General features: G+C 68.8%; 20 protein-coding genes and 1 riboswitch. Of the genes, 11 read left to right on the forward strand and 9 right to left on the reverse strand.

Translation table 11 applies throughout. The annotated features are described in order from the left end of the window. Positions 1-318: 318 nt before the first annotated feature. Positions 319-2,121, forward strand: a complete 1,803-nt coding sequence (locus CA982_RS09335; RefSeq protein ID WP_086535051.1) for a DEDD exonuclease domain-containing protein — start codon at positions 319-321, stop codon at positions 2,119-2,121. Between the two features lie 26 nt (positions 2,122-2,147). After that, positions 2,148-2,426: an Lrp/AsnC family transcriptional regulator gene (locus tag CA982_RS09340; protein ID WP_086535052.1), complete on the forward strand. Its 279-nt coding sequence runs from the start codon at positions 2,148-2,150 to the stop codon at positions 2,424-2,426. A 44-nt stretch (positions 2,427-2,470) separates the two neighbouring features. Here CA982_RS09340 and trpD read toward each other — a convergent pair whose 3' ends face one another. Together trpD and CA982_RS09350 are read right to left on the reverse strand one after the other, a co-directional pair. Further along, entirely contained in the window at positions 2,471-3,541 is a 1,071-nt protein-coding gene (gene trpD / locus CA982_RS09345) for an anthranilate phosphoribosyltransferase (RefSeq protein WP_086535053.1), read from the reverse strand. Between the two features lie 181 nt (positions 3,542-3,722). Next, positions 3,723-4,208 (reverse strand): hypothetical protein, encoded by a 486-nt coding sequence (locus CA982_RS09350; protein WP_086535086.1) that lies wholly within the window; start codon positions 4,206-4,208, stop codon positions 3,723-3,725. Between the two features lie 153 nt (positions 4,209-4,361). Here CA982_RS09350 and ctaE point away from each other — a divergent pair, with 153 nt between their 5' ends. From ctaE to CA982_RS09375, 5 genes are all read left to right on the forward strand, one after another. Continuing rightward, on the forward strand, positions 4,362-4,973 hold the full coding sequence (gene ctaE, locus CA982_RS09355; protein WP_081487040.1) for an aa3-type cytochrome oxidase subunit III: 612 nt from the start codon (positions 4,362-4,364) through the stop codon (positions 4,971-4,973). Between the two features lie 55 nt (positions 4,974-5,028). Next, positions 5,029-5,925: a cytochrome bc1 complex diheme cytochrome c subunit gene (gene qcrC, locus CA982_RS09360; protein ID WP_086535054.1), complete on the forward strand. Its 897-nt coding sequence runs from the start codon at positions 5,029-5,031 to the stop codon at positions 5,923-5,925. Beyond that, positions 5,922-7,079 carry a cytochrome bc1 complex Rieske iron-sulfur subunit gene (qcrA, locus tag CA982_RS09365; RefSeq protein ID WP_086535055.1) on the forward strand — a complete coding sequence of 386 codons (1,158 nt, stop codon included), beginning with the start codon at positions 5,922-5,924 and terminating at the stop codon, positions 7,077-7,079. Before qcrC ends, qcrA begins: the two co-directional genes overlap by 4 nt. Continuing rightward, positions 7,076-8,698: a cytochrome bc1 complex cytochrome b subunit gene (gene qcrB, locus CA982_RS09370; protein WP_004022914.1), complete on the forward strand. Its 1,623-nt coding sequence runs from the start codon at positions 7,076-7,078 to the stop codon at positions 8,696-8,698. The genes qcrA and qcrB overlap by 4 nt, the downstream gene beginning before the upstream one ends. Positions 8,699-8,898: 200 nt before the next feature. Beyond that, positions 8,899-10,347, forward strand: coding sequence for a bifunctional phosphatase PAP2/diacylglycerol kinase family protein (locus CA982_RS09375; protein ID WP_086535056.1), 1,449 nt, complete (start codon positions 8,899-8,901; stop codon positions 10,345-10,347). Positions 10,348-10,467: 120 nt separating this feature from the next. On the opposite strand, the gene CA982_RS09380 is transcribed toward CA982_RS09375, so the two are convergent. Together CA982_RS09380 and ctaC are read right to left on the reverse strand one after the other, a co-directional pair. Continuing rightward, the gene (locus tag CA982_RS09380; RefSeq protein ID WP_004022916.1) at positions 10,468-10,884 is read right to left on the reverse strand and encodes a cytochrome c oxidase subunit 4; all 417 of its coding nucleotides are present in this window, start codon (positions 10,882-10,884) and stop codon (positions 10,468-10,470) included. Positions 10,885-10,886: 2 nt separating this feature from the next. Then, positions 10,887-11,984, reverse strand: a complete 1,098-nt coding sequence (gene ctaC / locus CA982_RS09385) for an aa3-type cytochrome oxidase subunit II (protein ID WP_086535057.1) — start codon at positions 11,982-11,984, stop codon at positions 10,887-10,889. A gap of 404 nt (positions 11,985-12,388) precedes the next feature. On the opposite strand from ctaC, the gene asnB reads away from it, so the two are divergent. Next, entirely contained in the window at positions 12,389-14,314 is a 1,926-nt protein-coding gene (gene asnB / locus CA982_RS09390) for an asparagine synthase (glutamine-hydrolyzing) (protein ID WP_086535058.1), read from the forward strand. 125 nt (positions 14,315-14,439) lie between these two features. Here asnB and CA982_RS09395 read toward each other — a convergent pair whose 3' ends face one another. The 4 genes from CA982_RS09395 to CA982_RS09410 form a co-directional block, all read right to left on the reverse strand. Continuing rightward, the gene (locus tag CA982_RS09395) at positions 14,440-14,754 is read right to left on the reverse strand and encodes a DMT family transporter (protein ID WP_086535087.1); all 315 of its coding nucleotides are present in this window, start codon (positions 14,752-14,754) and stop codon (positions 14,440-14,442) included. Between the two features lie 9 nt (positions 14,755-14,763). Then, a riboswitch (guanidine-III (ykkC-III) riboswitch) is annotated at positions 14,764-14,830 on the reverse strand. Positions 14,831-14,896: 66 nt separating this feature from the next. Continuing rightward, a complete protein-coding gene (locus CA982_RS09400) occupies positions 14,897-15,874 on the reverse strand; it encodes a carbohydrate kinase family protein (protein WP_208617918.1) in 978 nt (325 codons plus the stop codon). A gap of 204 nt (positions 15,875-16,078) precedes the next feature. Further along, a complete protein-coding gene (locus tag CA982_RS09405; RefSeq protein WP_004022921.1) occupies positions 16,079-16,438 on the reverse strand; it encodes a HesB/IscA family protein in 360 nt (119 codons plus the stop codon). Between the two features lie 221 nt (positions 16,439-16,659). Continuing rightward, positions 16,660-17,736, reverse strand: coding sequence for a glycerate kinase family protein (locus CA982_RS09410; RefSeq protein WP_086535059.1), 1,077 nt, complete (start codon positions 17,734-17,736; stop codon positions 16,660-16,662). A 252-nt stretch (positions 17,737-17,988) separates the two neighbouring features. Here CA982_RS09410 and CA982_RS09415 point away from each other — a divergent pair, with 252 nt between their 5' ends. The 3 genes from CA982_RS09415 to CA982_RS09425 are packed head-to-tail and all read left to right on the forward strand — an operon-like array spanning position 17,989 to position 21,329. Further along, positions 17,989-18,678, forward strand: a complete 690-nt coding sequence (locus CA982_RS09415) for a DUF3043 domain-containing protein (RefSeq protein ID WP_086535060.1) — start codon at positions 17,989-17,991, stop codon at positions 18,676-18,678. Positions 18,679-18,681: 3 nt separating this feature from the next. Beyond that, positions 18,682-20,514, forward strand: a complete 1,833-nt coding sequence (gene cobT / locus CA982_RS09420; protein WP_086535061.1) for a nicotinate-nucleotide--dimethylbenzimidazole phosphoribosyltransferase — start codon at positions 18,682-18,684, stop codon at positions 20,512-20,514. Positions 20,515-20,531: 17 nt separating this feature from the next. Continuing rightward, positions 20,532-21,329, forward strand: a complete 798-nt coding sequence (locus tag CA982_RS09425; protein WP_086535062.1) for an adenosylcobinamide-GDP ribazoletransferase — start codon at positions 20,532-20,534, stop codon at positions 21,327-21,329. Between the two features lie 12 nt (positions 21,330-21,341). On the opposite strand, the gene CA982_RS09430 is transcribed toward CA982_RS09425, so the two are convergent. Continuing rightward, a complete protein-coding gene (locus CA982_RS09430) occupies positions 21,342-22,448 on the reverse strand; it encodes a branched-chain amino acid aminotransferase (protein WP_086535063.1) in 1,107 nt (368 codons plus the stop codon). Positions 22,449-22,476 lie beyond the last annotated feature (28 nt).

The raw sequence follows: 22,476 nt of genomic DNA on the forward strand, positions 1-22,476 counted from the left end.
CATATCGTCCCAGCTCGGACCGCCAAACAGCACCGTCATCATGCACCCGTCGCAAGCGACGGGACGGGCGGGGCAGCGCGCGCAGTCGACGTACATAGTGTGATCTCCATCTCATCTGGTGAGGCGGGGCCGTGTCGGCCCTCGTAGGGGTCGTGGTCGCCGTGAGAGCACCGCATTTCTCACGTCCAGGTGGAGACTAAGAGCACCCACCGACAAGTCCGTCGAACTGTGATCGACACACCAGTCACACGAGCCACATCGACGGGCGCTCGGTGCGCCGCCGCCGCGCTGTCGGTGGATCGAACTAATGTTCGCCGGGTGACGCAGACCAGCGTGGCCGGCTCCCCCGCCGGGCAGCTCACCTTCGCCGACCTGGAGGCCGCCGATCAGGTGGCCACGGGCGGTTCGTCGAACGAGTTCAGCGACCGCTCGCTCTTCGACACGACCCTCGTCGTCGTCGACCTGGAGACCACCGGCTCCGATCCGGCGCGGGACCGGATCACCGAGATCGGCGCGGTCAAGATCCGCGGCGGCGAGATCATCGGCGAGTTCGCCACCCTTGTCGACCCCGGCCGGCCCATCCCCCCGCAGATCGTCACCCTGACCGGGATCACCACCGCCATGCTGACCGACGCTCCGCGGATCGAGTCGGTGCTGCCCTCGTTCTTCGAGTTCGCCCGCGGCTCGATCCTGGTGGCGCACAACGCTCGATTCGACATGGGCTTCCTGCGGCAGAACGCGATCCGGCTCCAGCTCCCGTGGACGTTCAGCCTGAGCCTCTGCACGGTGACCATGGCCCGGCGCATCCTGACCCGCGACGAAGCCCCGACCGTCAAACTCAGCGCCCTCGCCGACCTGTTCGACGTCTCCGTGCGGCCCACCCACCGGGCACTCGACGACGCGCGCGCCACGGTGGAGGTCTTCCACCGGCTCCTCGAACGCGTCGGGAACCAGGGCATCGCGACCGTCGGCGACCTGACGTCGTATCTGCCACGGACCGACCCGCGCCTCCGGGCCAAACGCACGCTCGCCGATCACATCCCCTCCCGTCCCGGCGTCTACCTCTTCCGCGGCCCATCCGACGAGGTCCTCTATGTGGGTACCGCGGTGGACCTCCGCCGCCGGGTCCGGTCGTACTTCAGCGGGAGCGACCCGCGTCGTCGCATCGCCGAGATGGTTCTCCTCGCCCAGCGGGTCGACATCGTGGAGTGCTCCCATCCCCTCGAAGCCGCCGTTCGCGAACTGCGGCTGCTGGGCGCACATGCGCCGGCCTACAACCGGCGTTCGACGCAACCGCACAAGGGTTGGTGGGTGACTCTGACCGAGGAACGCTTCCCGCGTCTGAAGGTCAGTCGCACACCCACCGACGAGTCGATCGGCCCGGTCGGCAATCGCACCAACGCCGCGACCGTCGCCGACGTGATCGCGGCGGCCGCCGGTCTGCGCACATGCACCAAGCGGCTCGGCGCCACCGGTTATCACTGGTGCCCCGACTCCGACGGACGCCGACGCCCCGGCTCATGCCGGGCGGCCACCGCGCAGCCTCAGACGGTGCCCGACTACTCCCCGCGCGTCACCGCGGCCCGGCGGCTCATGCGGGGTGAGGCCGACGAACTCCTCGACGGGCTCACCGCACGCCTCGCCGACCTCGCGCAGGCCCACATGTTCGAGACCGCGGCGCGGCACCGGGACCGGCTCGCGCTCACCATCGACACCCTCGCCCGTTGCCAGCGACTGGCCGCGCTGTGCGCGATCGCCGAGATCGTCGTCGCGCGTCCCGACGGCGAACGGGGATGGCAGTTCGCGGTGATCCGGCACGGACGCCTCGCGGCGGCCGGACGCGCACGACGCGGCGTCTCCCCCATGCCCGTCGTCGACGCACTGGTCGCCGCGGCCGAGACCGTACTGCCCGGCGACGGACCGCTCCGTGGTGCGCCGGCCGAGGAGGTCGGACTGGTCTACCGCTGGATGACCGAACCGGGCGCGCGGATCGTCTCGACCAGTGAGCCGGTCGCACTGCCCGCCGGCTCGGCCGAACGCCGGCTCGGCTGGTCGCAATCGGCGCACGACGCGCGTACGGCCAGGCCCGGCACCGACCCTCGCGTACGACAGGCGAGCTGACCGCGACACACCACTAGGCTGGCGGCATGATCACTGCCATCGTCCTCATCCAGGCCGACATCCACCGCATCCCGGAGACGGCGCAGGCCGTCGCCGACATCCCCGGGGTCGAAGAGGTGTACTCGTGCGCGGGCGACGTCGACCTGATCGCGAAGATCCGGGTGCGCGACCACGAGCAGATCGCGACGGTGGTCACCGGCGAGATCAATCGGCTGCCCGGCGTGCTCAAGAGCGCCACGCACATCGCGTTCCGCAGCTACTCCAGCTCCGACGTCGAGGGCGGTTTCTCCATCGGCGAGAGCTGACGCCCGAGCAACTCGGGTGTCGAGGGCACCCGGCGCGGTGCCTGTCAGGCGGGTGCCGCGAGCTGTCCGCTGAGCTCGGCCCACCGCTGCAGCAGATCCGCGGCCGCGCCGTTGTCGATGGCCTCGGCCGCGCGGGCCTTCGCCACGCCGAGCGCGTCGGTCAGTTCGGCCGACGTCATCGGCGCCTCCTGCTCGAACGCGACGATGGCCCCGGCGGAGTTCAGCAGCACCGCGTCGCGGACCGGGCCGGTGGTCCCGGCCAGCAGTTCGCGGGCGATAGCCGCGTTGACCGTCGCGTCGCCGCCCTGCAGCGACGACAGCTCCACACGCGCTATCCCCAGGTCGGTCGGATCGACGCTCAGTTCGTTCACCTGCCCGGCGACGACCTGCCACACCGTCGACGTGGTGGTGGTCGTCAGTTCGTCGAGACCGTCGTCACCGCGGACCACCAGGGCGGAGCCGCCGCGCTCGGCGAAGGCCCGCGCCAGGACCGGGGCGAGGTCGGCGAAAGCGCAGCCGATCAGCCCGCGGGACGGCGTCGCCGGGTTGGTCAGCGGCCCCAGCACGTTGAAGACGGTCGGGATGCCGATCTCCTTGCGCGGCGGACCGGTGAAGCGGAACGCGGGATGGAACACGGGCGCGAAACAGAACCCGATCCCCAGTTCGTCGACGCATCGTGCAACCGCCGCGGCGTCGAGGGAGATGTTCACGCCCAGCGCCTCGAGTACGTCGGCACCGCCGCTCTTCGACGACGCCGCGCGGTTGCCGTGCTTCACCACCGCGACGCCCGAGGCGGCGATGACGATCGACGTCATCGTCGAGATGTTCACGGTGTGCGACCGGTCACCGCCGGTACCGACCACGTCCACTGCCGGACGGCTGACGTCCACGAGCGTCGCGTGATCGAGCATCGCCCGGGACAGTCCGAGGAGCTCTGCCGGTGCCGCACCCTTCATCTTCACGCCGACGCCGAAAGCGGCGATCTGAGCGCCGGTCGCACTGTCGGTCATGATCTCGTTCATCGCCCACGCGGCCTCGTCGGCACTGAGGTCGAGGCGATCGATGATCTTGCCGAGGATCTGCGGCCAGCTGAAGTCGGATTGTGCGGTGCTCACGAGGACAGAGCCTAGTGGTGTGTCTCGGAATCAGGTGGCCGGTATCCGGTGGAGCGATCGGTGACCTGGGAAGGCGGAGGGGGGAGGGATGGCAGCGCCGTCTCGACCGACGACGAAGCCGGTCGCCGATCGAACGCCGGAGACCAGTCGCCCGATTCCGAGACACACCACCGGTGGCTGTTCATCCGGGCGGACGCTGGAGCACGGCCCACTCGCGCGCGAATCCGCCGTGCCGGGAGCCGAGGCTGGCCATGCGGGATCGTTCCTGTGACAGATGCATCGCGTCGAGCAACTGGACCCGCGCCAGGACGAGGACCACGAGTCCCTCGTCGCGCGCCGGCGGACACGGTCCCCAGCGCTCGTCGTCGACCGACTCGTAACCGTCGAGCGCGGCCACCGCCGCCGCCTCGGCCCGCCGCTCGGGCGGCACCTCGACATGGTGGCGCAGGATGACCTCCTCGGCCGCTCGCCATGACGAGGCGTCGAGGGCGACCGAACTCGCGAGCGCATCGTCGTCGGAACCCGCGACCACCTCCACCCGTTCGTCCAGTGTGAGTGGCCCCGCCGCGGCGCTGGGCCGCAGGCGCGAGCGGAGCCGCGCCAGGCGGCCCTGCTCGACGACACGGCCGTTGAGATCGCGGGGGCCGGGTGACGCCGAACTCGACATGAACACACGGTAGCCAGCCAGGCCCGCGTCACCCGCCTCCAGGACACGCCGACGGCCACCCGATACCGGCCCGGACCTGCACCGGGAGAATTACTCGGAGGCAATTTCCGACCCGGGTGGCCACCGCTTACTACGAACCGTCATACTTCACTTGTGACAAGCGCTGTAGGTACCTCAGGAACAGCCATCACCTCGCGCGTGCACTCGCTGAACCGGCCCAACATGGTCAGCGTCGGCACGATCGTGTGGCTGTCCAGTGAGCTCATGTTCTTCGCTGGCCTCTTCGCGATGTATTTCGTCGCCCGTGCCAACTCGGCGGTCGGCTGGCCGCCGCCGCCGACCGAGCTGAATCTCGCCCTCGCCATCCCGGTGACGACGGTGCTGATCCTCTCCTCGGTGACCTGCCAGATGGGCGTCTTCGCTGCCGAACGCGGCGACGTCTTCGGCCTCCGCCGCTGGTACGTCATCACCCTGGCAATGGGCACGTTCTTCGTCTGCGGTCAGGCGTACGAGTACTACCACCTGGTCGAGCACGGCACGACCCTCGCGTCAGACGCCTATGGCTCGGTCTTCTACATGACGACCGGCTTCCACGGCCTCCACGTCATCGGTGGTCTGATCGCGTTCGTCTACCTACTCATCCGGACCAAGCTGTCGAAGTTCACTCCGGCGCAGGCAACCGCCGCAATCGTTGTCTCTTACTACTGGCACTTCGTCGACATCGTGTGGATCGGACTCTTCGTCACGATCTACTTCATCCGGTGACACCGGCGACCTCGCTCTAGAACAACAGCCCGTCCCGCTTAGTAGAGAGTCACAGATGAGTTCATCTCCACCGCATCCGTCGGATAGCGGCACCGAGGTCGGACCCGATGCCTCGGCCCGACGCTCCTCTGCACGCGACGCCGGCCGCCGCGCCAAGACACGACGCAAGCTCCGTCGGCGCGCCACCGGCACCATCGTGCTGCTGGCCGGTCTCGTCATGGCAGGCGTCCTCGCCTCGGTCCTGACCCCCGACCCCCAGGTCGCGGTCGCCGACGAGAGCAACGCCGCGATGATCGACGACGGTCAGAAGCTCTACGAGACCTCGTGCATCACCTGCCACGGCGCCAACCTCCAGGGTGTGCCCGACCGCGGCCCCGCCCTGCTGGGCGTCGGTGACGCCGCCGTGTACTTCCAGGTCTCGACCGGACGTATGCCCGCGGCCCGTGGCGAGGCCCAGGCCCAGCGCAAGCCCGCGAAGTTCACCACCGAGCAGATCGACCAGCTCGGCGCCTTCATCCAGGCCGAGGGCGGCGGACCGCGGGTCCCGCGCAACGCCGACGGCTCGGTCGCGCAGGACTCCCTCCGGGGTGACAGCATCGGCCGGGGCAGCGAGCTGTTCCGCCTGAACTGCGCCTCCTGCCACAACTTCACCGGACGCGGCGGCGCACTGTCCTCGGGCAAGTTCGCGCCGAACCTCGACGGTGTCAACGAGGCCCAGATCTACACCGCGATGCTGACCGGTCCGCAGAACATGCCCAAGTTCTCGAACCGCCAGCTGGATCCGGAAGAGAAAAGGGACGTGATCGCCTACGTCAAGTACGCGACCGAGGCCAAGCCCAGCGGTGGACTCGGACTCGGCGGTTTCGGCCCGGTCAGTGAAGGCATGGTCATGTGGTTCGTCGGCGTCATCGCCATCGTCGCTGGCGCCATGTGGATGGGATCTCGAGCATGAGCGCGAACGACAAGGATGTCCCCTCGCGGGACGAACTCGATCAGATGAGCACCGACGAACTCGTCAAACTCGGTACCAATCTCGACGGCGTCGAGATCATCCACCGGTCCGAGCGGTACACGGTCCCCGGCACCAAGGTCGAGAAGCGCGCCGAGCGTCAGGTGGCCATCTGGTTCACCATCGCCGGCGTCTCCGCCCTGGCCTGCCTCGGCATCTTCCTGTTCAACCACTGGGAGTTCGCGCTCCCCGATGACCCGAACTACTGGTGGTACACGTTCAACACGCCGCTCCTGGGCGTGACGTTCGGTCTGTCGGTGTTCGCCATCGGTGTCGCGATGATCCTGATCACCAAGAAGTTCATCCCCGCCGAGATCTCGGTCCAGGACCGTCACGACGGTGGTTCGGCCGAGGTCGACAAGAAGACGATCGTCGGCCTGCTGCAGGACACCGGCACCACCTCGACCCTGGGTCGTCGGAAGATGATCATCGGCTCGGCCGGATTCGGTCTCGGTGCGTTCGCGCTCACCGGACTCGTCGCCTTCCTCGGCGGTTTCATCAAGAACCCGTGGGCCGAGGGTGCCGACTCGCCGCTGTGGCACTCGGGCTGGTCACCGATCTACAACCCGCCGGAAGCGCCCAACGAGACCATCTACCTGCGGCGCGACACCGGCAATCCGTTCCAGGTCGCCCTGGTCCGGCCGGAAGATCTCGACGCCGGCGGCATGGAGACCGTGTTCCCGTGGCGTCGTTCGGACGGGTTCGGCGAGTCCGAGCACTCCCGCCACCTGCTGGAGGAGGGCCTGCACCAGGTCCGCAACCCCGTCATGCTCATCCGACTGCGTCCCGAGGACGCGGCCCGTGCCATCAAGCGCAAGGGCCAGGAGAGCTTCAACTACGGTGACTACTTCGCCTACACCAAGGTGTGCAGCCACCTCGGCTGCCCCGCCTCGCTCTACGAGCAGCGGAGCAACCGGATCCTGTGTCCCTGCCATCAGTCGCAGTTCAACGCGCTCGAGTACGCCAAGCCCATCTTCGGACCGGCCGCCCGTGCCCTGGCACAGCTGCCGATCACGGTGAACAACGAGGGCTACCTCGTTGCCGCAGGCGACTTCATCGAGCCCGTCGGACCGGCATTCTGGGAGCGTAAGTCATGAGCATCGCCGAACGTCTCGGCACTCAAGCCGAGGAAGTCGACTCGCGGTATCACCTGGCGGCGGGAATGCGTCGCCAGATCAACAAGGTGTTCCCCACCCACTGGTCGTTCATGCTGGGTGAGATCGCGCTGTACAGCTTCATCATCCTGCTGGTGTCCGGCGTCTACCTGTCGCTGTTCTTCGACCCGTCGATGACGCGCGTGGTCTACGACGGTGCCTACCAGCCGCTCAACGGCGTGATGATGACCAAGGCGTACGAGACCACGCTGAACATCTCGTTCGAGGTGCGCGGCGGTCTGTTCGTCCGTCAGATCCACCACTGGGCAGCGCTGCTGTTCGCGGCGTCGATCATCGTGCACATGCTGCGCATCTTCTTCACCGGTGCGTTCCGTCGTCCGCGCGAGGCCAACTGGATCATCGGCTGCCTCCTGCTGATCCTGGCGATGTTCGAGGGCTTCTTCGGCTACTCGCTTCCCGACGACCTGCTCTCGGGCACCGGCGTCCGCGCCGCGATGAGTGGCATCGTCCTGGGCATCCCGGTCGTCGGCACCTGGATTCACTGGGCGCTGTTCGGCGGCGACTTCCCCGGCGTCATCATCATCCCGCGCCTCTACGTGCTGCACATCCTGCTCTTCCCGGGGATCATCCTGGCGCTGATCGGCGCGCACCTCGCGCTCGTCTGGTACCAGAAGCACACGCAGTTCCCCGGCCCCGGCCGCACCGAGAAGAACGTCGTCGGTGTCCGGATCATGCCGGTCTTCGCTGCCAAGGCCGGCGCGATGTTCGCCTTCGTCACCGGCGTGCTCGCGATCATGTCGGGCATCTTCCAGATCAACCCGGTCTGGAACATCGGTCCGTACAACCCGGCGCAGGTGTCCGCGGGTTCACAGCCGGACATCTACATGATGTGGACCGACGGTCTGATACGTCTGTTCCCGGCGTGGGAGCTCTACCTGGGCAACTACACGGTGCCGATGTCGAACTGGGTCGTGCTGATCATGACGATCATCTTCGGCCTGATGTTCGCCTACCCGTGGATCGAGAAGAAGCTCACCGGCGACGATGCGCACCACAACCTGCTGCAGCGTCCGCGTGATGCACCGGTGCGGACCGCGATCGGCGCCATGGCGGTGTCCTTCTACATCCTGCTCACCATCGCGTGTATGAACGACATCATCGCGTTCAAGTTCCACATCTCGCTGAACGCGACGACCTGGATCGGACGCATCGGCCTGATCATCCTCCCGCCGCTGGTGTACTTCATCACCTACCGTTGGGCGCTCTCGTTGCAGCGCAGCGACCGCGAGGTTCTCGCGCACGGCATCGAGACCGGCATCATCAAGCGGCTCCCGCAGGGTGAGTACATCGAGGTCCACCAGCCGCTCGGCCCGGTCGACAGCCACGGTCACCCGATCCCGCTCCCCTACGAGGGCGCGGCACTGCCGAAGCGGATGAACAAGCTCGGTTCCGCGGGCGCACCGGGTACCGGTTCGATCCTGACGGCCGATCCGCTGGAGGAGCAGCTGCGCAACGTCGAGCTCGAGCACGAGATCGAGGCAGGCGAACGCAAGGCTCTCCGCGAGCTACAGGCCAAGGGCGGCAACCCCTTCGGCGAGTAGCCTCACACGAGGAGTTCCACGCACGACCCACCGCGGGCCGTCGAGCACCATCAGGTGCACGACGGCCCGCGGTGCGTTTCCGGGTCCAACCACTCCCCTCCCCCGCGTCAGCGCCCGGCAGCGCTCGTCGATGTGGCACGGTGGACCCCATGCACCGGCTACCTCCCCGAAGTTCCGGTCTGTCCCAGATCACCCGTGGGATGGGCACTCTCGACGCCGAGATTTACGATTCGATCGCCCGTTCCCCGAGCCCGCTGCTCGACGTGACGATGCCTGCACTCACCCGGGCGGCCGACCATTCCAAGCTGTGGATGGCCATCGCAGCCGGGCTCGCCGTGTCCGGACGTCCCTCCCTGCAGCGCGGTGCCGCGCGCGGCATCGTCTCGCTCGCCGTGACGAGCCTGGTGACCAATCAGGGCGCCAAACGGGTACGACGCCGCTCACGTCCGGCCCACGGGCTCATCCCGGTGCCACGGCGCGGCCGTCGGCGCCCGACATCGAACTCCCTGCCCTCGGGTCACTCGGCCAGCGCCGCCGCCTTCGCCGTCGGTGTCGCCGTCGAGAATCCGCCGGCGGGGCTGCTGCTGTCCGCACTGGCCGGGCTCGTCGGGCTGTCCCGGGTGGCGACCGGGGCCCACTACCCCGGTGATGTGGTCGCGGGGCTCGGCATCGGCGCCGCGATCGCGACCATCGGCGCACGCGTCGTACCACCGATCACCGAACCGTCGCTGTCCCTGGCCGCTCCGTCGGTCGTCGATGCGGACCGCAACCCCGACGGGGCAGGTCTGGTCGTCGTCGTGAACCCGGGCTCCGCGGACGGCCGTGGGCGCCGGGTCCTCGAGGAGATCCGTGGTCGGCTACCCGCCGCCGAGATCATCGAACTCGACGAGACCGACGACATGGCAGCCGTTTTCGCCGACGTCGCGACCCGCGCGAAGATCCTCGGGGTGGCCGGTGGCGACGGCACCGTGGCGTGCGCCGCCGGGCCCGCACTCGCCGCCGACATCCCCCTCGCGGTGTTCCCCGCGGGCACCTTCAACCACTTCGCCCGCGACATCGGTTGCGGCACGGTGGACGCCACCATCGAGGCCATCCGCTCGGGGTCGGCGTCCCGGGTCGATGCGGTGTGGCTCAACGATTCCCGACTGATCCTGAACACGGCGAGCATCGGTGCGCACCCCGACTTCGTCCGGGTCCGTCGGCGTCTGCAGCGACGGATCAGCCGACCTCTCGCGACCGCGGCCGCCGTACTACACGTCCTCCGCAAGGATCCGCACGTGCGCATCGAGGTGGAGGGGCGTGTGCTCGACGCATCCCTCTTCCTCGTCGGCAACTCGATCTACCAACCCACCGGGTTCCTGCCGTCCCGCCGTGTCCGACTCGACGACGGACTTCTCGACGTGCGCATCCTCGAGACCAGCCATCGCTGGGCGACCCTGCGGCTACTCGGCTCGCTGGCCGTCGGACGTCTCGAACGCTCTCGCCTCTACCACGAGATGCAGGTGCCCGAGTTCCGGTTCACCGCGGTCGACGGCCCCGTCGCGGTGTCGCACGACGGCGAGGTCGAGGATTCGTACTCCCACGCCGACTTCCGGGTCGACTACCGCGCCCTCAAGGTGTTCCGGCCCGTCGCCCCCAGGTGGCCCTGAGCCGCGATCCCAGCGTTCCGCCCGAGCGCGGGGCGACGCCACCGACACGAAGCGCCCCACCGGAATCCGGTGGGGCGCTTCGTATGGATTGAATTCGTCGACCGCGGGTGCGGCGGCGACTCAGTGCTTCTCGGGACCGACGTGGTACTCGAAGACGAGACCGGCGGCCGTACCCATGATGACCACCGCCGCGAAGATCGACAGCCAGAAGTTGCCGGTGGCGAAGCCGACCGCGAAGGTCGAGGCGCCGAGCGCGATCAGAATCGGCCACCACGAGTGCGGGCTGAAGAAGCCCAGCTCGCCGGCGCCGTCTTCGATCTCGGCGTCCTCGTAGTCCTCCGGACGGATCTCGACGCGTCGCGCGACGAACCGGAAGAAGGTGCCCGCGATGAGCGTCAGGCCCGCCGCGAAGAACAGGCCGACGACGCCGACCCACTCGATGCCCTTGCTGGTGAAAGCGGTGAACAGGGTGTACGCGACGCCCGTCAGAAAGAAGAAGGCGGTCAGCATCTCGAAGAGGCGTGCCTCGATCTTCATCGTCAGCTCACTTTCTTGGTGCAGTTGGCGAGGGTCGGGTTGTCCGGGTCACCGGTCGCGCCGACGGTTCCGTCGGTGGCGCGGCGGGTGTCGAACGGCACCGTGGTGACCGACTCCGGGGCCTGGCAGATGGCCGCGAGAGCCTCGGCGTTCGTGGCACCCGGGTTCGCCTCACGGAATCGGATGTAGCTGTCGAAGTCCTCCGGGGCGACCGCGCGGACCTCGAAGTTCATCATCGAGTGGTACGTGCCGCACATCTCCGCACAGCGGCCGACGAAGGCGCCGGTCCGGTCGATCGACTTGATCTGGAAGACCGGGTCGGTCGCGTTCTGCTCCGGGAACGGGAACACGTCGCGCTTGAACAGGAACTCCGGCACCCAGAACGAGTGGATGACGTCGGCCGAGGCGATGTTGAACTCGATCCGCTTACCGGTCGGCAGGACCAGGACGGGGATCTCCGACGACGAGCCGACGGTCTCGATCTTGTCGAACTTCAGGTAGTCGCGGATGTCGTCGTCACGACCACCGGCCGGACCGGGGAGCTCGCCGTGCTCGCCACCCTCGTCGCTGCCGGCGTGCTCGGTCTCCGCGCCGCTACCGGTCTGGGCCTGGACCTCGAACGGGTTGCCGTTCTGCTCGAAGCCGTTGTAGGTGGTGCCGTCGGAGAACTCGACCTGGTTGTAGCCGAACTTCCAGTTCCACTGGAACGCGGTCACGTCGACCACGACCTTGGAGTCGTCGTTCTTGCTCTCGACGTTGTTCTGCACGATCACCGTGAAGTAGAAGAGCACCGCGATGATGACGAACGGGATCGCCGTGTAGGTCAGCTCGAGCGGCACGTTGTACGCGGTCTGACGCGGGAACACGCCCTTCTTGGCGTCGTTCGCGCGGTGGAACGTGATCGTCCAGAAGATCAACGCCCACACCAGAATGCCCATGACCAGCGCTGCGATGACCGACCAGGTCCACAGATCGACCATCTCTTTGCCGTCGGGCGTGACGCCCTCAGGCCAACCGAAACGCATCGCCGCACTGGCGTCGCAACCCGACATCAGCAGTGCGCCGAGGCCGAGAGTGGCGACGAATGCCAGTCGCTTCATCGTCCGCGACGCTGATGAGACACGCCTCGCTCGGGGCCGTCCACCGTGTGCCAATTTCACGCCTTCCTGCTCGCTCACCGGCGCCCTCGCGCCGAGGTGAGTGCATGCCACATGACCTGCACGGGGCAAGGTCTTGCCGTGGACACACAGCAATTCTTGCACCTAGTACTACGCAGCGTAGACCAACCCGCGGAAGCTGTCGGAATCGGGGCGCGATCCGGTCGTGTCCCCTCGGTTTCCGCTCCGTGGCCATGTCGGCGGCCCGTTGACGACGACCCGCTCGCGGGCGTCGCCCGACCCCGCCGCGTCGGAACTCCGCGGGCGGCTTCAGGCATACTCGGACGCGGTCCGGCGCAGCGTCGGAACCTGTGCGTGGACTGGCAACCGAATGGAGAGAACGAGACGTGTGTGGTCTGCTCGGCCTGCTGACATCCGACGGAACGGCCGCCGAGGTCGTCGAACCGGTGGCGGTGGCCTCGCACTGCATGCGGCATCGCGGACCCGACGAACCCGGCACCTGGCACGACGATGACATCGTGTTCGGCTTCAACCGGCTCTCGATCATCGACATCGAGCACTCGCACCAGCCCCTGCGCTGGGGTCCGCCGGAGAATCCCGATCGCTATGCGCTGGTGTTCAACGGGGAGATCTACAACTACCTCGAGATCCGCGCCGAACTCGCCAAGGACGAGGGCACGCTGTTCCGCACCGAGGGCGACAGCGAGGCGATCGTCGCGGCCTTCCATCACTGGGGACCCGACGCGGTCCGGCGGCTGCGCGGCATGTTCGCGTTCGCCATCTGGGACACCGAGAACCGGTCGCTCTTCCTCGCCCGTGACCCCTTCGGCATCAAGCCTCTGTTCGTGGCGTCGGGCCCCGGCGGGCTCGTCTTCGGCAGCGAGAAGAAGAGCCTGCTCGAACTGATCGAACGCGTCGGGTTGTCGACCGAACTCGATCCCCGCGCGATCGAGCACTACACGGTGCTGCAGTACGTCCCGGAGCCCGAGACCATCCACGCCTCGATCCGGCGTCTGGAGTCGGGCTGCCACGCGACCGCGACACCGGGCAGTCCCCTGTCGATCCGCCGCTATTTCACCCCGCAATTCGGTGTCCGCCCGGTCACCGAGGCCACCCGGCAGAAGCGCTACGACGAGATCGCCGACGTCCTCGCCGACTCCGTCGCCAAGCACATGCGGGCCGACGTGACGGTCGGGTCGTTCCTCTCCGGCGGTATCGACTCGACGGCGATCGCCGCGCTCGCGATCCGGCACAACCCCGACCTCATCACCTTCACCACCGGCTTCGAACGCGAGGGATACTCGGAGATCGACGTCGCCGCCGAGTCCGCGGAGGCGATCGGCGCGCGGCACGTGGTGAAGGTCGTCGGACCATCGGAGTTCATCGAGGCGATCCCCTCGATCGTCTGGTATCTCGACGACCCGGTCGCCGACCCCGCGCTCGTCCCGCTGTACTTCGTGGCCGCCGAGGCACGCAAGCACGTCAAGGTGGTGCTCTCCGGCGAGGGTGCCGACGAGTTGTTCGGTGGTTACACGATCTACAAGGAACCGCTGTCCCTGGCCGCGTTCGACCGGCTGCCACGGGCGCTGCGCCGGGCCGCAGGCAAGGTCTCGGACCGGATCCCCGAGGGAACGCGTGGCAAGAGCCTCCTGCACCGCGGCTCGCTCACGCTCGAGGAGCGCTACTACGGCAACGCCCGCAGCTTCGACGACGCACGGCTACGCGCGGTCCTGCGCGACTACCGCCCCGAATGGACCCACACCGACGTCACCGCCCCGATCTACGCGATGAGCGAGGGGTGGGATCCGGTGGCCCGCATGCAGCATCTGGATCTGTTCACCTGGCTGCGCGGCGACATCCTCGTCAAGGCGGACAAGATCACGATGGCCAACTCCCTCGAGTTGCGGGTGCCGTTCCTCGACCCGGAGGTCTTCGCGATCGCCGAGTGCCTCCCCCACGACGAGAAGATCGCCCACGGGACGACGAAATACGCGTTGCGCAAGGCACTGGAGCAGATCGTCCCGGCGCACGTCCTGCATCGCAAGAAGCTCGGCTTCCCGGTCCCGATCCGGCACTGGCTGGCCGGCACCGAGATGTTCGACTGGGCACACGAGACCATCACGCACTCCCAGACCGATCACATCTTCGCCAAGGACGCGGTGATCGCGATGCTCAACGAGCATCGAGAAGGCGTGGTGGACAACAGCCGTCGGCTCTGGACCGTCCTGATGTTCATGGTCTGGCACGGCATCTTCGTCGAGGGCACCATCGTCCCGGAGATCGTCGACCACACCTACCCGGTGCGGGTCTAGTCCGGGACTCCCTGTCCGACAACAACAACCGCCCCCGAAGCGGCCGCCACTGCGGAGTCGGCGACGACGTGTCGCCGACTTCCCACGGCGGACGCGATTCCGGGGCGGTTGTCGGTCCGGCGGACTCAGTGCGCGAGCTTGAGGCCGATGACCCCGCCGACGATCATCAGCAGGAAGAACACCTTGAGCGCGGAGACCGCCTGCTCACCGGTGGCCATCGCGTAGACGATGGTCAGGACCGCACCGATGCCGACCCACACCGCGTAGGCGGTGCCGACCGGCAGGTCGCGCATCGCCACCGCCAATCCGGCCATGCTGGCGATGAGAGCCACGACGAACACCGCCGTCGGACCCAGCTTGCTGAAACCGTCCGACTTGCCCAGCGCGGTCGCCCACACGGCTTCCAGGACACCGGACACGACCAGGATCAACCACGACATGACGCCTCCCACGGGCCGTCTTGTCGCACACCGGGTACAGCACCCCTCGTCCGGGAGCCCTCGATCGGGACTCCGTTCCAACGTCTCACGCGGGGGCGGGGGTGGCAACGTCAGACGCGTCACCACCCCGGGCGGACCGGACTCAGCCGGCGAATGCGGCAGTGATCTCCGCAGCGGCCTCGGCGCCGTATGCGCCTTCGATCCGAGCGAGAGCCGAATCCGAATCCCAGGCCCAGTCCTGTGTCGAGACGGTCTCGAGCACGAGCACCGCGACCATCGAACCCACCTGCGCGGCCCGCTCGAAACCGAGTCCCTTGGACAGCGCGGACAGGAACCCGGCCCGGAATCCGTCGCCGACGCCGGTCGGGTCGACCTTCGCCGTCTCCGGCACGACGGACACGTGGATGCGGGTGCCGTCGCGGTCGACGATCTCGACGCCGTCCTTGCCGAGTGTCGTGACGCGGACGCCGACCATCTCGGCGACCTGCGCCTCGGACAACCCGGCCTTCTGACGCAGGAGGCCCCACTCGTATTCGTTGGTGAAGAGGTAGGCGGCACCGTCGATGAGAGTGCGCGTCTGCTCGCCGTCGAGGCGGGCCAGCTGCTGTGACGGGTCCGCGGCGAACGGGATTCCCGCGGACCGGCACTCCTCGGTGTGCCGGATCATCCCGGCCGGGTCGTCGGCACCGATGAGGACGAGCTCGGGCGTACCCACCTCGGCGATGACCTCGGCGAGGGCGATGTCGCGGCTCTCGCTCATCGCACCGGCGTAGAACGTGGCCAGCTGGGCCATCGTCTCGTCGGTCGTGCACATGAAGCGCGCGGTGTGATGCGACTCCGACACGTGCACACCGCGGCAGTCGACGCCGTTGGACTCGAGCCATCGGCGATACTCGGTGAAGTCGGACCCGACGGCCCCGACCAGGACCGGGGCGCCGCCGAGCTGGCCCATCGCGTAGCAGATGTTGCCGCCGACACCGCCGCGCCGGACGACGAGGTCCTCCACCAGGAAGCTGAGGGAGATGTGCTCGAGGTGGTCACCGAGCAGCTGCTCGGAGAACTTGCCCGGGAACTTCATCAGATGATCGGTTGCGATGGACCCGCACACAACGATTGCCACTGGAGATCTCAGCCCTTCATGTGGTTGCCCGACAGATTGCGTCCAGCAGGTGGTGACCGCCGGGTGCTGACCCAGATGGGTGACGACCCGGGTAGGTGATGACACAGACAGGTGTCCACGCTACTCACTCCCCGGCACACGACACCGGCCGCACCCCCATGGGATGCGGCCGGTGCCGGAAAGCGTCAGACGAGTGCCGTCGTGTCAGTTGAACGAGTCGCCGCAGGCGCAGCTGCCGGTGGCGTTCGGGTTGTCGATGGTGAAACCCTGCTTCTCGATGGTGTCGACGAAGTCGATGGTCGCTCCCTGCACGTAGGGGGCGCTCATCCGGTCGACGGCGAGCGTGACGCCACCGAAGTCGGTGGTGATGTCGCCGTCGAGGGTGCGATCGTCGAAGAAGAGCTGGTACCGCAGGCCGGCACAACCACCCGGCTGGACGGCGATACGCAGCGCGAGGTCGTCGCGGCCCTCTTGGTCGAGCAGCGCCTTGGCCTTGGACGCGGCAGCGTCGCTGAGGACGACGCCGGTGCTCGTGGCTGTGCTCGTTTCGTTCTGCACGGTCATGGATGCTCCTGTAAGTGGTGTGGTCCCGGTGCAATGTGGCCCGATGACGTCGTGGTGGGTTGCGCGCCCCGCACGGTCGTTCGGGATTCACCCCGCTCGCCGGGAGGTCGACCGGTTGTGCCCGTGCGTACAACCGTACTCCTTCCCGTGGTATTCCCGTCCAGTCGGACGGGCGTTTCCACGAGGTCCGGCCGGGTTCTCGGCCCGCCTCGCCCTCGGGGTCAGCGGTGCGCGTCGCCGAGGCCGGACGCCACCGACTCGGCGAGGGCGACGAGCTGGTTCTCCGCGTCTCCCATCGCGACCTCGACCGAGCCGGCGATGTCGACGATCGCGTGCGCCGCCGCCACACCGGCCGCGGCGATCTCGTCGGGTCTCAGCGCGACCTGTCCCGCTAGGACGATCGTGGCGGCGCCGGCACCGCGGGCGCCGACCGACGAGGCTGCGGAGTGCAACGCGGAGACGACCTTGCCCTGCAGTGTCTGCGTGTCGAACTTGCCTTCCCCGGTGACGACGACGTCGGCCCCGGCGACCTCGGCGGCCAGACCGGTCACCTCGGCGACGACGCCGGCACCCGACACGCGGGTACCACCGAGCGCGAGCAGCGCCGCGCCCAGACCACCCGCGGCGCCGGCACCCGGCTCGTGCGCGATGTCCCGGCCGGCGAGCTCGCCCAGGACGCGCGACCAGTCGGCGAGCCGCCCCTCGAGCAGGGTGACGGTGTCCGGATCGGCGCCCTTCTGCGGACCGAACACCGCCGCCGCGCCCAGCGGCCCCACGAGTGGGTTCGCCACGTCGGACGCCGCGACCAGTTCCACGCCGCGGAGTCGTTCGCGGGCGCGATCGCCGCCGCCCAGGGCCTCCAGCAGTCCTCTGCCACCGTCGGTCGTCGCGCTGCCGCCGAGCCCGACCACGATCCGGCCCGCCCCGCGCGCCAGGGCCGCCGCGACGAGTTCTCCGACGCCCCGGGTGTCGGCCGTCATCGCCGTGCGCGGCGTGGGCGTACCGCCCAGCTGGTGCAGACCGCACGCCTGCGCGCATTCGATGTAGGCGGTCGACGGCTCGTCGAGAAGCCACCGCGCGGTCACGCCCGCGCCGAGTGGACCGGACACCGATTCGGTGATCACGGTCCCGAATCGCGACGCCAGGACGTCGACGAAGCCCGGTCCGCCGTCCGATTGCGGGGCCACGACCAGTTCGTCCTCCGGCCGTGCGGCGCTCCACCCGCGGGCGATCGCCTGCGCGGCGACCACCGCGGACATCGTGTCGCCGAACGAGTCCGGCGCGATCAGGATCCGCACCGGGACCCTCTCGCCGGTCCCGGGGGAGCCGCCCCGCGCGTCGCATCGTTCCCGGTCATGAGCACGGAGTATAGGTAGCCGGCGGGTTCCCGGCAGTGCGACGCCGGGCGCCGCGGTGAAGTCGGGCACTTCGCTCGGGACGACGCCGGGACCACCGACGCCCCACCGTCTCCCCCGACGCCGGCCGACGACCACCGAAAAGCGACGACCGCGCGTTTGTCTCGCAACACCGATCACCTAGGCTCTACAGGCGTGAAGCTGCCATGGAAGAAGGACGACACCCAGGCGGATTCCGGCGACAGCTCGGTCTCCACCTACACCGCCGACGACGAGTCCGGCACCGACGTCGCGCCCTCCGCCAAGGGCAGCAAGTACACCCCGGGCAAGGGCCGCCCGACGCCGTCTCGTCGACAGGCCGAGAACCGGCGGCGCGGTCCGGTCGCGCCGCCCCCGACGAACCGCTCCGAGGCTCGCGCCCGCAAGAAGGAGCTCAAGTCGACGCTCTCCAAGGAGGAGAAGCGCGCTCTCTCCACCGAGCGACGCGAGAAGCGACTCCAGCAGCGGGAACGGATGATGGCCGGCGACGAGGCCTACCTGATGCCGCGCGACAAGGGTGCCTCGCGGCGCTACACCCGCGACATCGTCGACGCCCGGCGTAACTTCGCCGGGTTGTTCATGCCGTTCGCCATCCTGCTGATCGTGCTGATGTTCCTGGTGCCGCAGGCCGCCGCGCTGACGAACCTGATCCTGGTCGCCTTCGTCGTCTTGATGGCCCTCGACGGTGTCATCCTCGGCCGCATGGTCAACCGGCGCGTCGCCGAACGTTTCCCCGAGTCCAGCGACGGGGGCTTCAAGCTGGGCTGGTACGCGTTCACCCGCGCGATGCAGCTGCGCAAGATGCGCGCCCCCAAGCCGATGGTCTCCCCGGGCGACGAAGTCTGATCGATGACCGATCGCGCAGTGCGCACCCTCGTCCTCGGCGGCGTGCGCTCGGGTAAGTCCGCGCACGGCGAGTCCTTGCTCGGCGAGCACCGCCAGATCCGGTACCTGGCCACCGGCCCGCTCACGTCCTCCGACGGGGACTGGATGGACCGCGTGCGGATACATCGCGAACGCCGCGACGACCGGTACACCACGATCGAGACGACCGATCTCGGGCACGCCCTGCGCGCCGCACCCGACATCCCGGCCCTCGTCGACGATCTGGGCAACTGGCTCACCGCACAGATCGATGCCGTCCACGGCTGGACCTCGGGGTCGGAGATCGACCTCGACGGCCCGATCGACGATCTCTGCGACGCGTTGGGTGCCATGACCGCCGACGTGGTGCTCATCAGCCCCGAAGCCGGACTGTCGCTCGTACCCCCCACCCCCGCCGGCCGGGTCTTCCAGGACCTGCTCGGAACCCTCAACGCCCGGGTGGCGCAGGTGTGCGAGCGCGTCGATCTCGTCGTCGCCGGGCGGGTCCTGAACCTTCCTGCCGCGCCGGGGCCGATGCTCACCCGGTCGACAACAGGCAGTGCGACTCCGGCGTCGGACACCCAGCTGCCAACGGCGACGACCTCGGATCACGACGGGCCCACGCTGACGCCGTCGATCGCGATCACGACGACCGACATCTCCGCACCCGAACCCGTTGCGGCCGTCGGGTTCTCCGCGGGTCCCCGGCCCGACCCCACCGACGCCGAGGTGTTCGCGCCGATCACCCCGCCGGACGAGGCGATCGCCCAGGACGCGCGCAGGCGGCACGCGACACTCACCAAGCCACCGGGGTCGCTGGGCCGCGTCGAGGAGATCGGCGTCTGGATCGCCGCCTGCCAGGGTCAGTGCCCGCCCGCGCCGCTCACCTCCCCCACCGTCGTCGTCTTCGCCGGTGACCACGGCGTCGCCCGCGGCGGGGTGTCGGCGTTCCCGCCCGAGGTGACCGCGCAGATGGTCGCCAACATCTCCGCGGGCGGCGCGGCGGTGAACGTCATGGCGGGGCGCGTCGGTGCGACGGTGAAGGTCGTCGACATGTCCGTCGACGCCGACACCGCTCCGGAGCTGTCGAGGTACAAAGTCCGGCGCAGCAGCGACGACCTCCGCACCACCGATGCGCTCACACTCGCCGAGGCGCGCGAAGCACTGGCCGCCGGCCGCGCCATCGCCGACGACCTCGTCGATTCGGGCACCGATCTGCTGATCGCCGGTGAGATGGGTATCGGCAACACCACGCCGGCAACCGTCCTCGTCGGCGCGCTGACGCGGCGCGAACCGGTCGAGATCGTCGGCCGGGGAACCGGTGTCGACGATGCCGGGTGGATGCGCAAGACCGCCGCGATCCGCGACGGTATGCGGCGCGCCCGCAAGGTGATCCACGACCCGCTCGCGTTGCTCGCCGCCGTCGGCGGAGCCGACCTGGCCGCCACCGTCGGCTTTCTCGCCCAGGCGGCCGTGCGCCGGACGCCGGTCATCCTCGACGGCGTGGTGATCACCGCCGCCGCGATGGTGGCCAACGAGCTCGCCCCGGGGGCCATGCGCTGGTGGATCGCCGGTCACCGGTCGGTCGAACCCGCCCACCAGATCGCGCTCGAGCACCTCGATCTGGTTCCGGTTCTCGACCTCTCGATGCGGCTCGGCGAGGGCAGTGGCGCCGTCCTGGCTCTGCCGATCGTGCAATCGGCCGCCGACCTGCTCGTGTCCATGGCCACCTTCGGCGAGGCCGGGGTGACCGACAAGAGCGCCCCAGATGCGAACACTACAGCCGGGGCGACCACAGCCGACGCCGAGACCTCCTGACGCCGAACGGATCCGCCATGATTCCGCCGACCCGGGCGCTCCGTACCGCGTTCAGTTGGCTGACGGTCGCGCCCGTCGGTGGCCACAATTCGTCGGCCGCGCCGGATCGGTCGCTGGGGGCCGCGGTGATGGCGGCGGTCCCGGTGGTGGGCGCGGTACTGGGTGCCGTGTCGGCGATCGTGGCCTTCGGGCTCTCGCACACCGGACTCTCGACGCTGCTGATCGGGGTCCTCGTCGTCGTCCTGCTCGCCGCACTCACCCGGGGCATGCACCTCGACGGACTTGCCGACACCGCCGACGGACTGGGGTGTTACGGGCCACCCGAGCGTGTCACCGAGGTGATGCGCAGCGGCACCGTCGGGCCGTTCGGCGTGGCGACGCTGGTCTTGGTACTCGCGGTGCAGTCGACCGGGTTCGCCGCACTCGCCGACGAGGGGCGGTGGTACGACCTCGCGTTCGCCATCGGATTCGGCCGGATCGGCGCGGTCATCGGCACCCGGCGGTCGCTGGAACCGGCCCACCGCAACGGCTTCGGCGCGCTGGTCGGGGGCACCCAGCACACATCCATCGCGGTGTGGCTGCTTCTCGCGCTCGTCGCGACCATCCCGCTCGGACTGTCCGCGAACGGATTCGACGGCGGCCATCTCGAGGTGGCCGCCGTCGTCCAGGGAGTCGCGGTCGTGCTCGGCGTCGCGGTCGTCGCGTGGTGGTTCACCCGCCACTGCGCGCGGCGGATGGGCGGGATGACCGGCGACGTGCTGGGCGCGACCATCGAACTCGGGGTCGCGCTCGGCGTCGTCGGCCTGTTGCTGTGACCGCGGCGCCGCTCAGCGGCGGTAGAGCTCGGTCATCCAGCCGTGGGTGTCGGCGAACGTCCCGCGCTGGATGCCGGTGAGGGTGTCGCGCAACGCCTGCGTGACCTCGCCGGTCTCCCCGTTGTTGATGGTGTAGTCCTCGCCCTCACCCTTGACGCGGCCGACCGGGGTGATGACGGCGGCGGTGCCGCAGGCGAACACCTCGGTGATGTCGCCCGACGCCACGCCCTTGCGCAGCTCCTCGGTGGTGATCTTGCGTTCCTCGACCTCGAAGCCGGCGTCGGTGGCCAGCGTCAGCAGCGACGAGCGGGTGATCCCCGGCAGCAGCGATCCCGACAGTTCGGGGGTGACCAGGCGGGCGTCGGCACCGGAGCCGAACACGAAGAACAGGTTCATGCCGCCCATCTCCTCGATGAAGCGACGCTCGATCGCATCGAGCCAGACAACCTGGTCGCATCCCTGCTCGGTCGCCTGCCGCTGTGCGAGGAACGCGGCGGCGTAGTTGCCACCGCACTTGGCGAATCCGGTGCCGCCCGGTGCCGCGCGAACGTACTCGGTGGAGAGCCAGACGCTCACCGGCTTGATGCCGCCGGCGAAGTAGGCGCCGGCCGGCGACGCGATGACCGAGTAGATGTACTTCGTGGACGGGGCGTTCACGCCGAGGCTCGCCTGCGAGGCGAACATGAACGGGCGGAGATAGAGCGACTCCTCGCCGCCGGCGGCGGGGACCCACTCGTTGTCCGCGTCCAGCAGCGCCTTGAGGGACGCCAGGAAATCCTCGACCGGCAGTGCCGGCATCGCGAGTCGTTCGGCACTGCGCTGCAGCCGGGCCGCGTTGGCCTCGGGCCGGAACGCGGCGATCGAACCGTCCGGCTGACGATAGGCCTTGAGCCCCTCGAACACCTCTTGGCCGTAGTGCAGGACCGTGGCCGCCGGGTCCAGCGCGATCGGACCGTACGGCTTCACCGTGGCGCTGTGCCAACCCACCTCGGCGTCGTAGTCGATCATCACCATGTTGTCGGTGAAGTGGCGCCCGAATCCCGGGGCGGACAGGATCTCCGCGCGCCGGCCCTCAGACACCGGATGCGGGTGCTCGGTACGGTTGAACTCCAAGGTCATGGCGCCATCGTACCGTCGGCCACAAAAG

Source organism: Gordonia lacunae, assembly GCF_002149015.1.
In the GTDB taxonomy this organism is placed as follows: Bacteria; Actinomycetota; Actinomycetes; order Mycobacteriales; family Mycobacteriaceae; genus Gordonia; species Gordonia lacunae.

What these genes read in the sequence shown, in the direction of transcription:
- CA982_RS09340 (WP_086535052.1), top strand. Translation starts at nt 2,148, where the DNA reads ATGATCACTGCCATCGTCCTCATCCAGGCCGACATCCACCGCATCCCG.
- CA982_RS09350 (WP_086535086.1), bottom strand. Translation starts at nt 4,208, where the DNA reads ATGTCGAGTTCGGCGTCACCCGGCCCCCGCGATCTCAACGGCCGTGTC.
- qcrC (WP_086535054.1), top strand. Translation starts at nt 5,029, where the DNA reads ATGAGTTCATCTCCACCGCATCCGTCGGATAGCGGCACCGAGGTCGGA.
- qcrA (WP_086535055.1), top strand. Translation starts at nt 5,922, where the DNA reads ATGAGCGCGAACGACAAGGATGTCCCCTCGCGGGACGAACTCGATCAG.
- qcrB (WP_004022914.1), top strand. Translation starts at nt 7,076, where the DNA reads ATGAGCATCGCCGAACGTCTCGGCACTCAAGCCGAGGAAGTCGACTCG.
- CA982_RS09375 (WP_086535056.1), top strand. Translation starts at nt 8,899, where the DNA reads ATGGGCACTCTCGACGCCGAGATTTACGATTCGATCGCCCGTTCCCCG.
- CA982_RS09380 (WP_004022916.1), bottom strand. Translation starts at nt 10,884, where the DNA reads ATGAAGATCGAGGCACGCCTCTTCGAGATGCTGACCGCCTTCTTCTTT.
- ctaC (WP_086535057.1), bottom strand. Translation starts at nt 11,984, where the DNA reads ATGAAGCGACTGGCATTCGTCGCCACTCTCGGCCTCGGCGCACTGCTG.
- CA982_RS09395 (WP_086535087.1), bottom strand. Translation starts at nt 14,754, where the DNA reads ATGTCGTGGTTGATCCTGGTCGTGTCCGGTGTCCTGGAAGCCGTGTGG.
- CA982_RS09405 (WP_004022921.1), bottom strand. Translation starts at nt 16,438, where the DNA reads ATGACCGTGCAGAACGAAACGAGCACAGCCACGAGCACCGGCGTCGTC.
- cobT (WP_086535061.1), top strand. Translation starts at nt 18,682, where the DNA reads ATGACCGATCGCGCAGTGCGCACCCTCGTCCTCGGCGGCGTGCGCTCG.
- CA982_RS09425 (WP_086535062.1), top strand. Translation starts at nt 20,532, where the DNA reads ATGATTCCGCCGACCCGGGCGCTCCGTACCGCGTTCAGTTGGCTGACG.
- CA982_RS09430 (WP_086535063.1), bottom strand. Translation starts at nt 22,448, where the DNA reads ATGACCTTGGAGTTCAACCGTACCGAGCACCCGCATCCGGTGTCTGAG.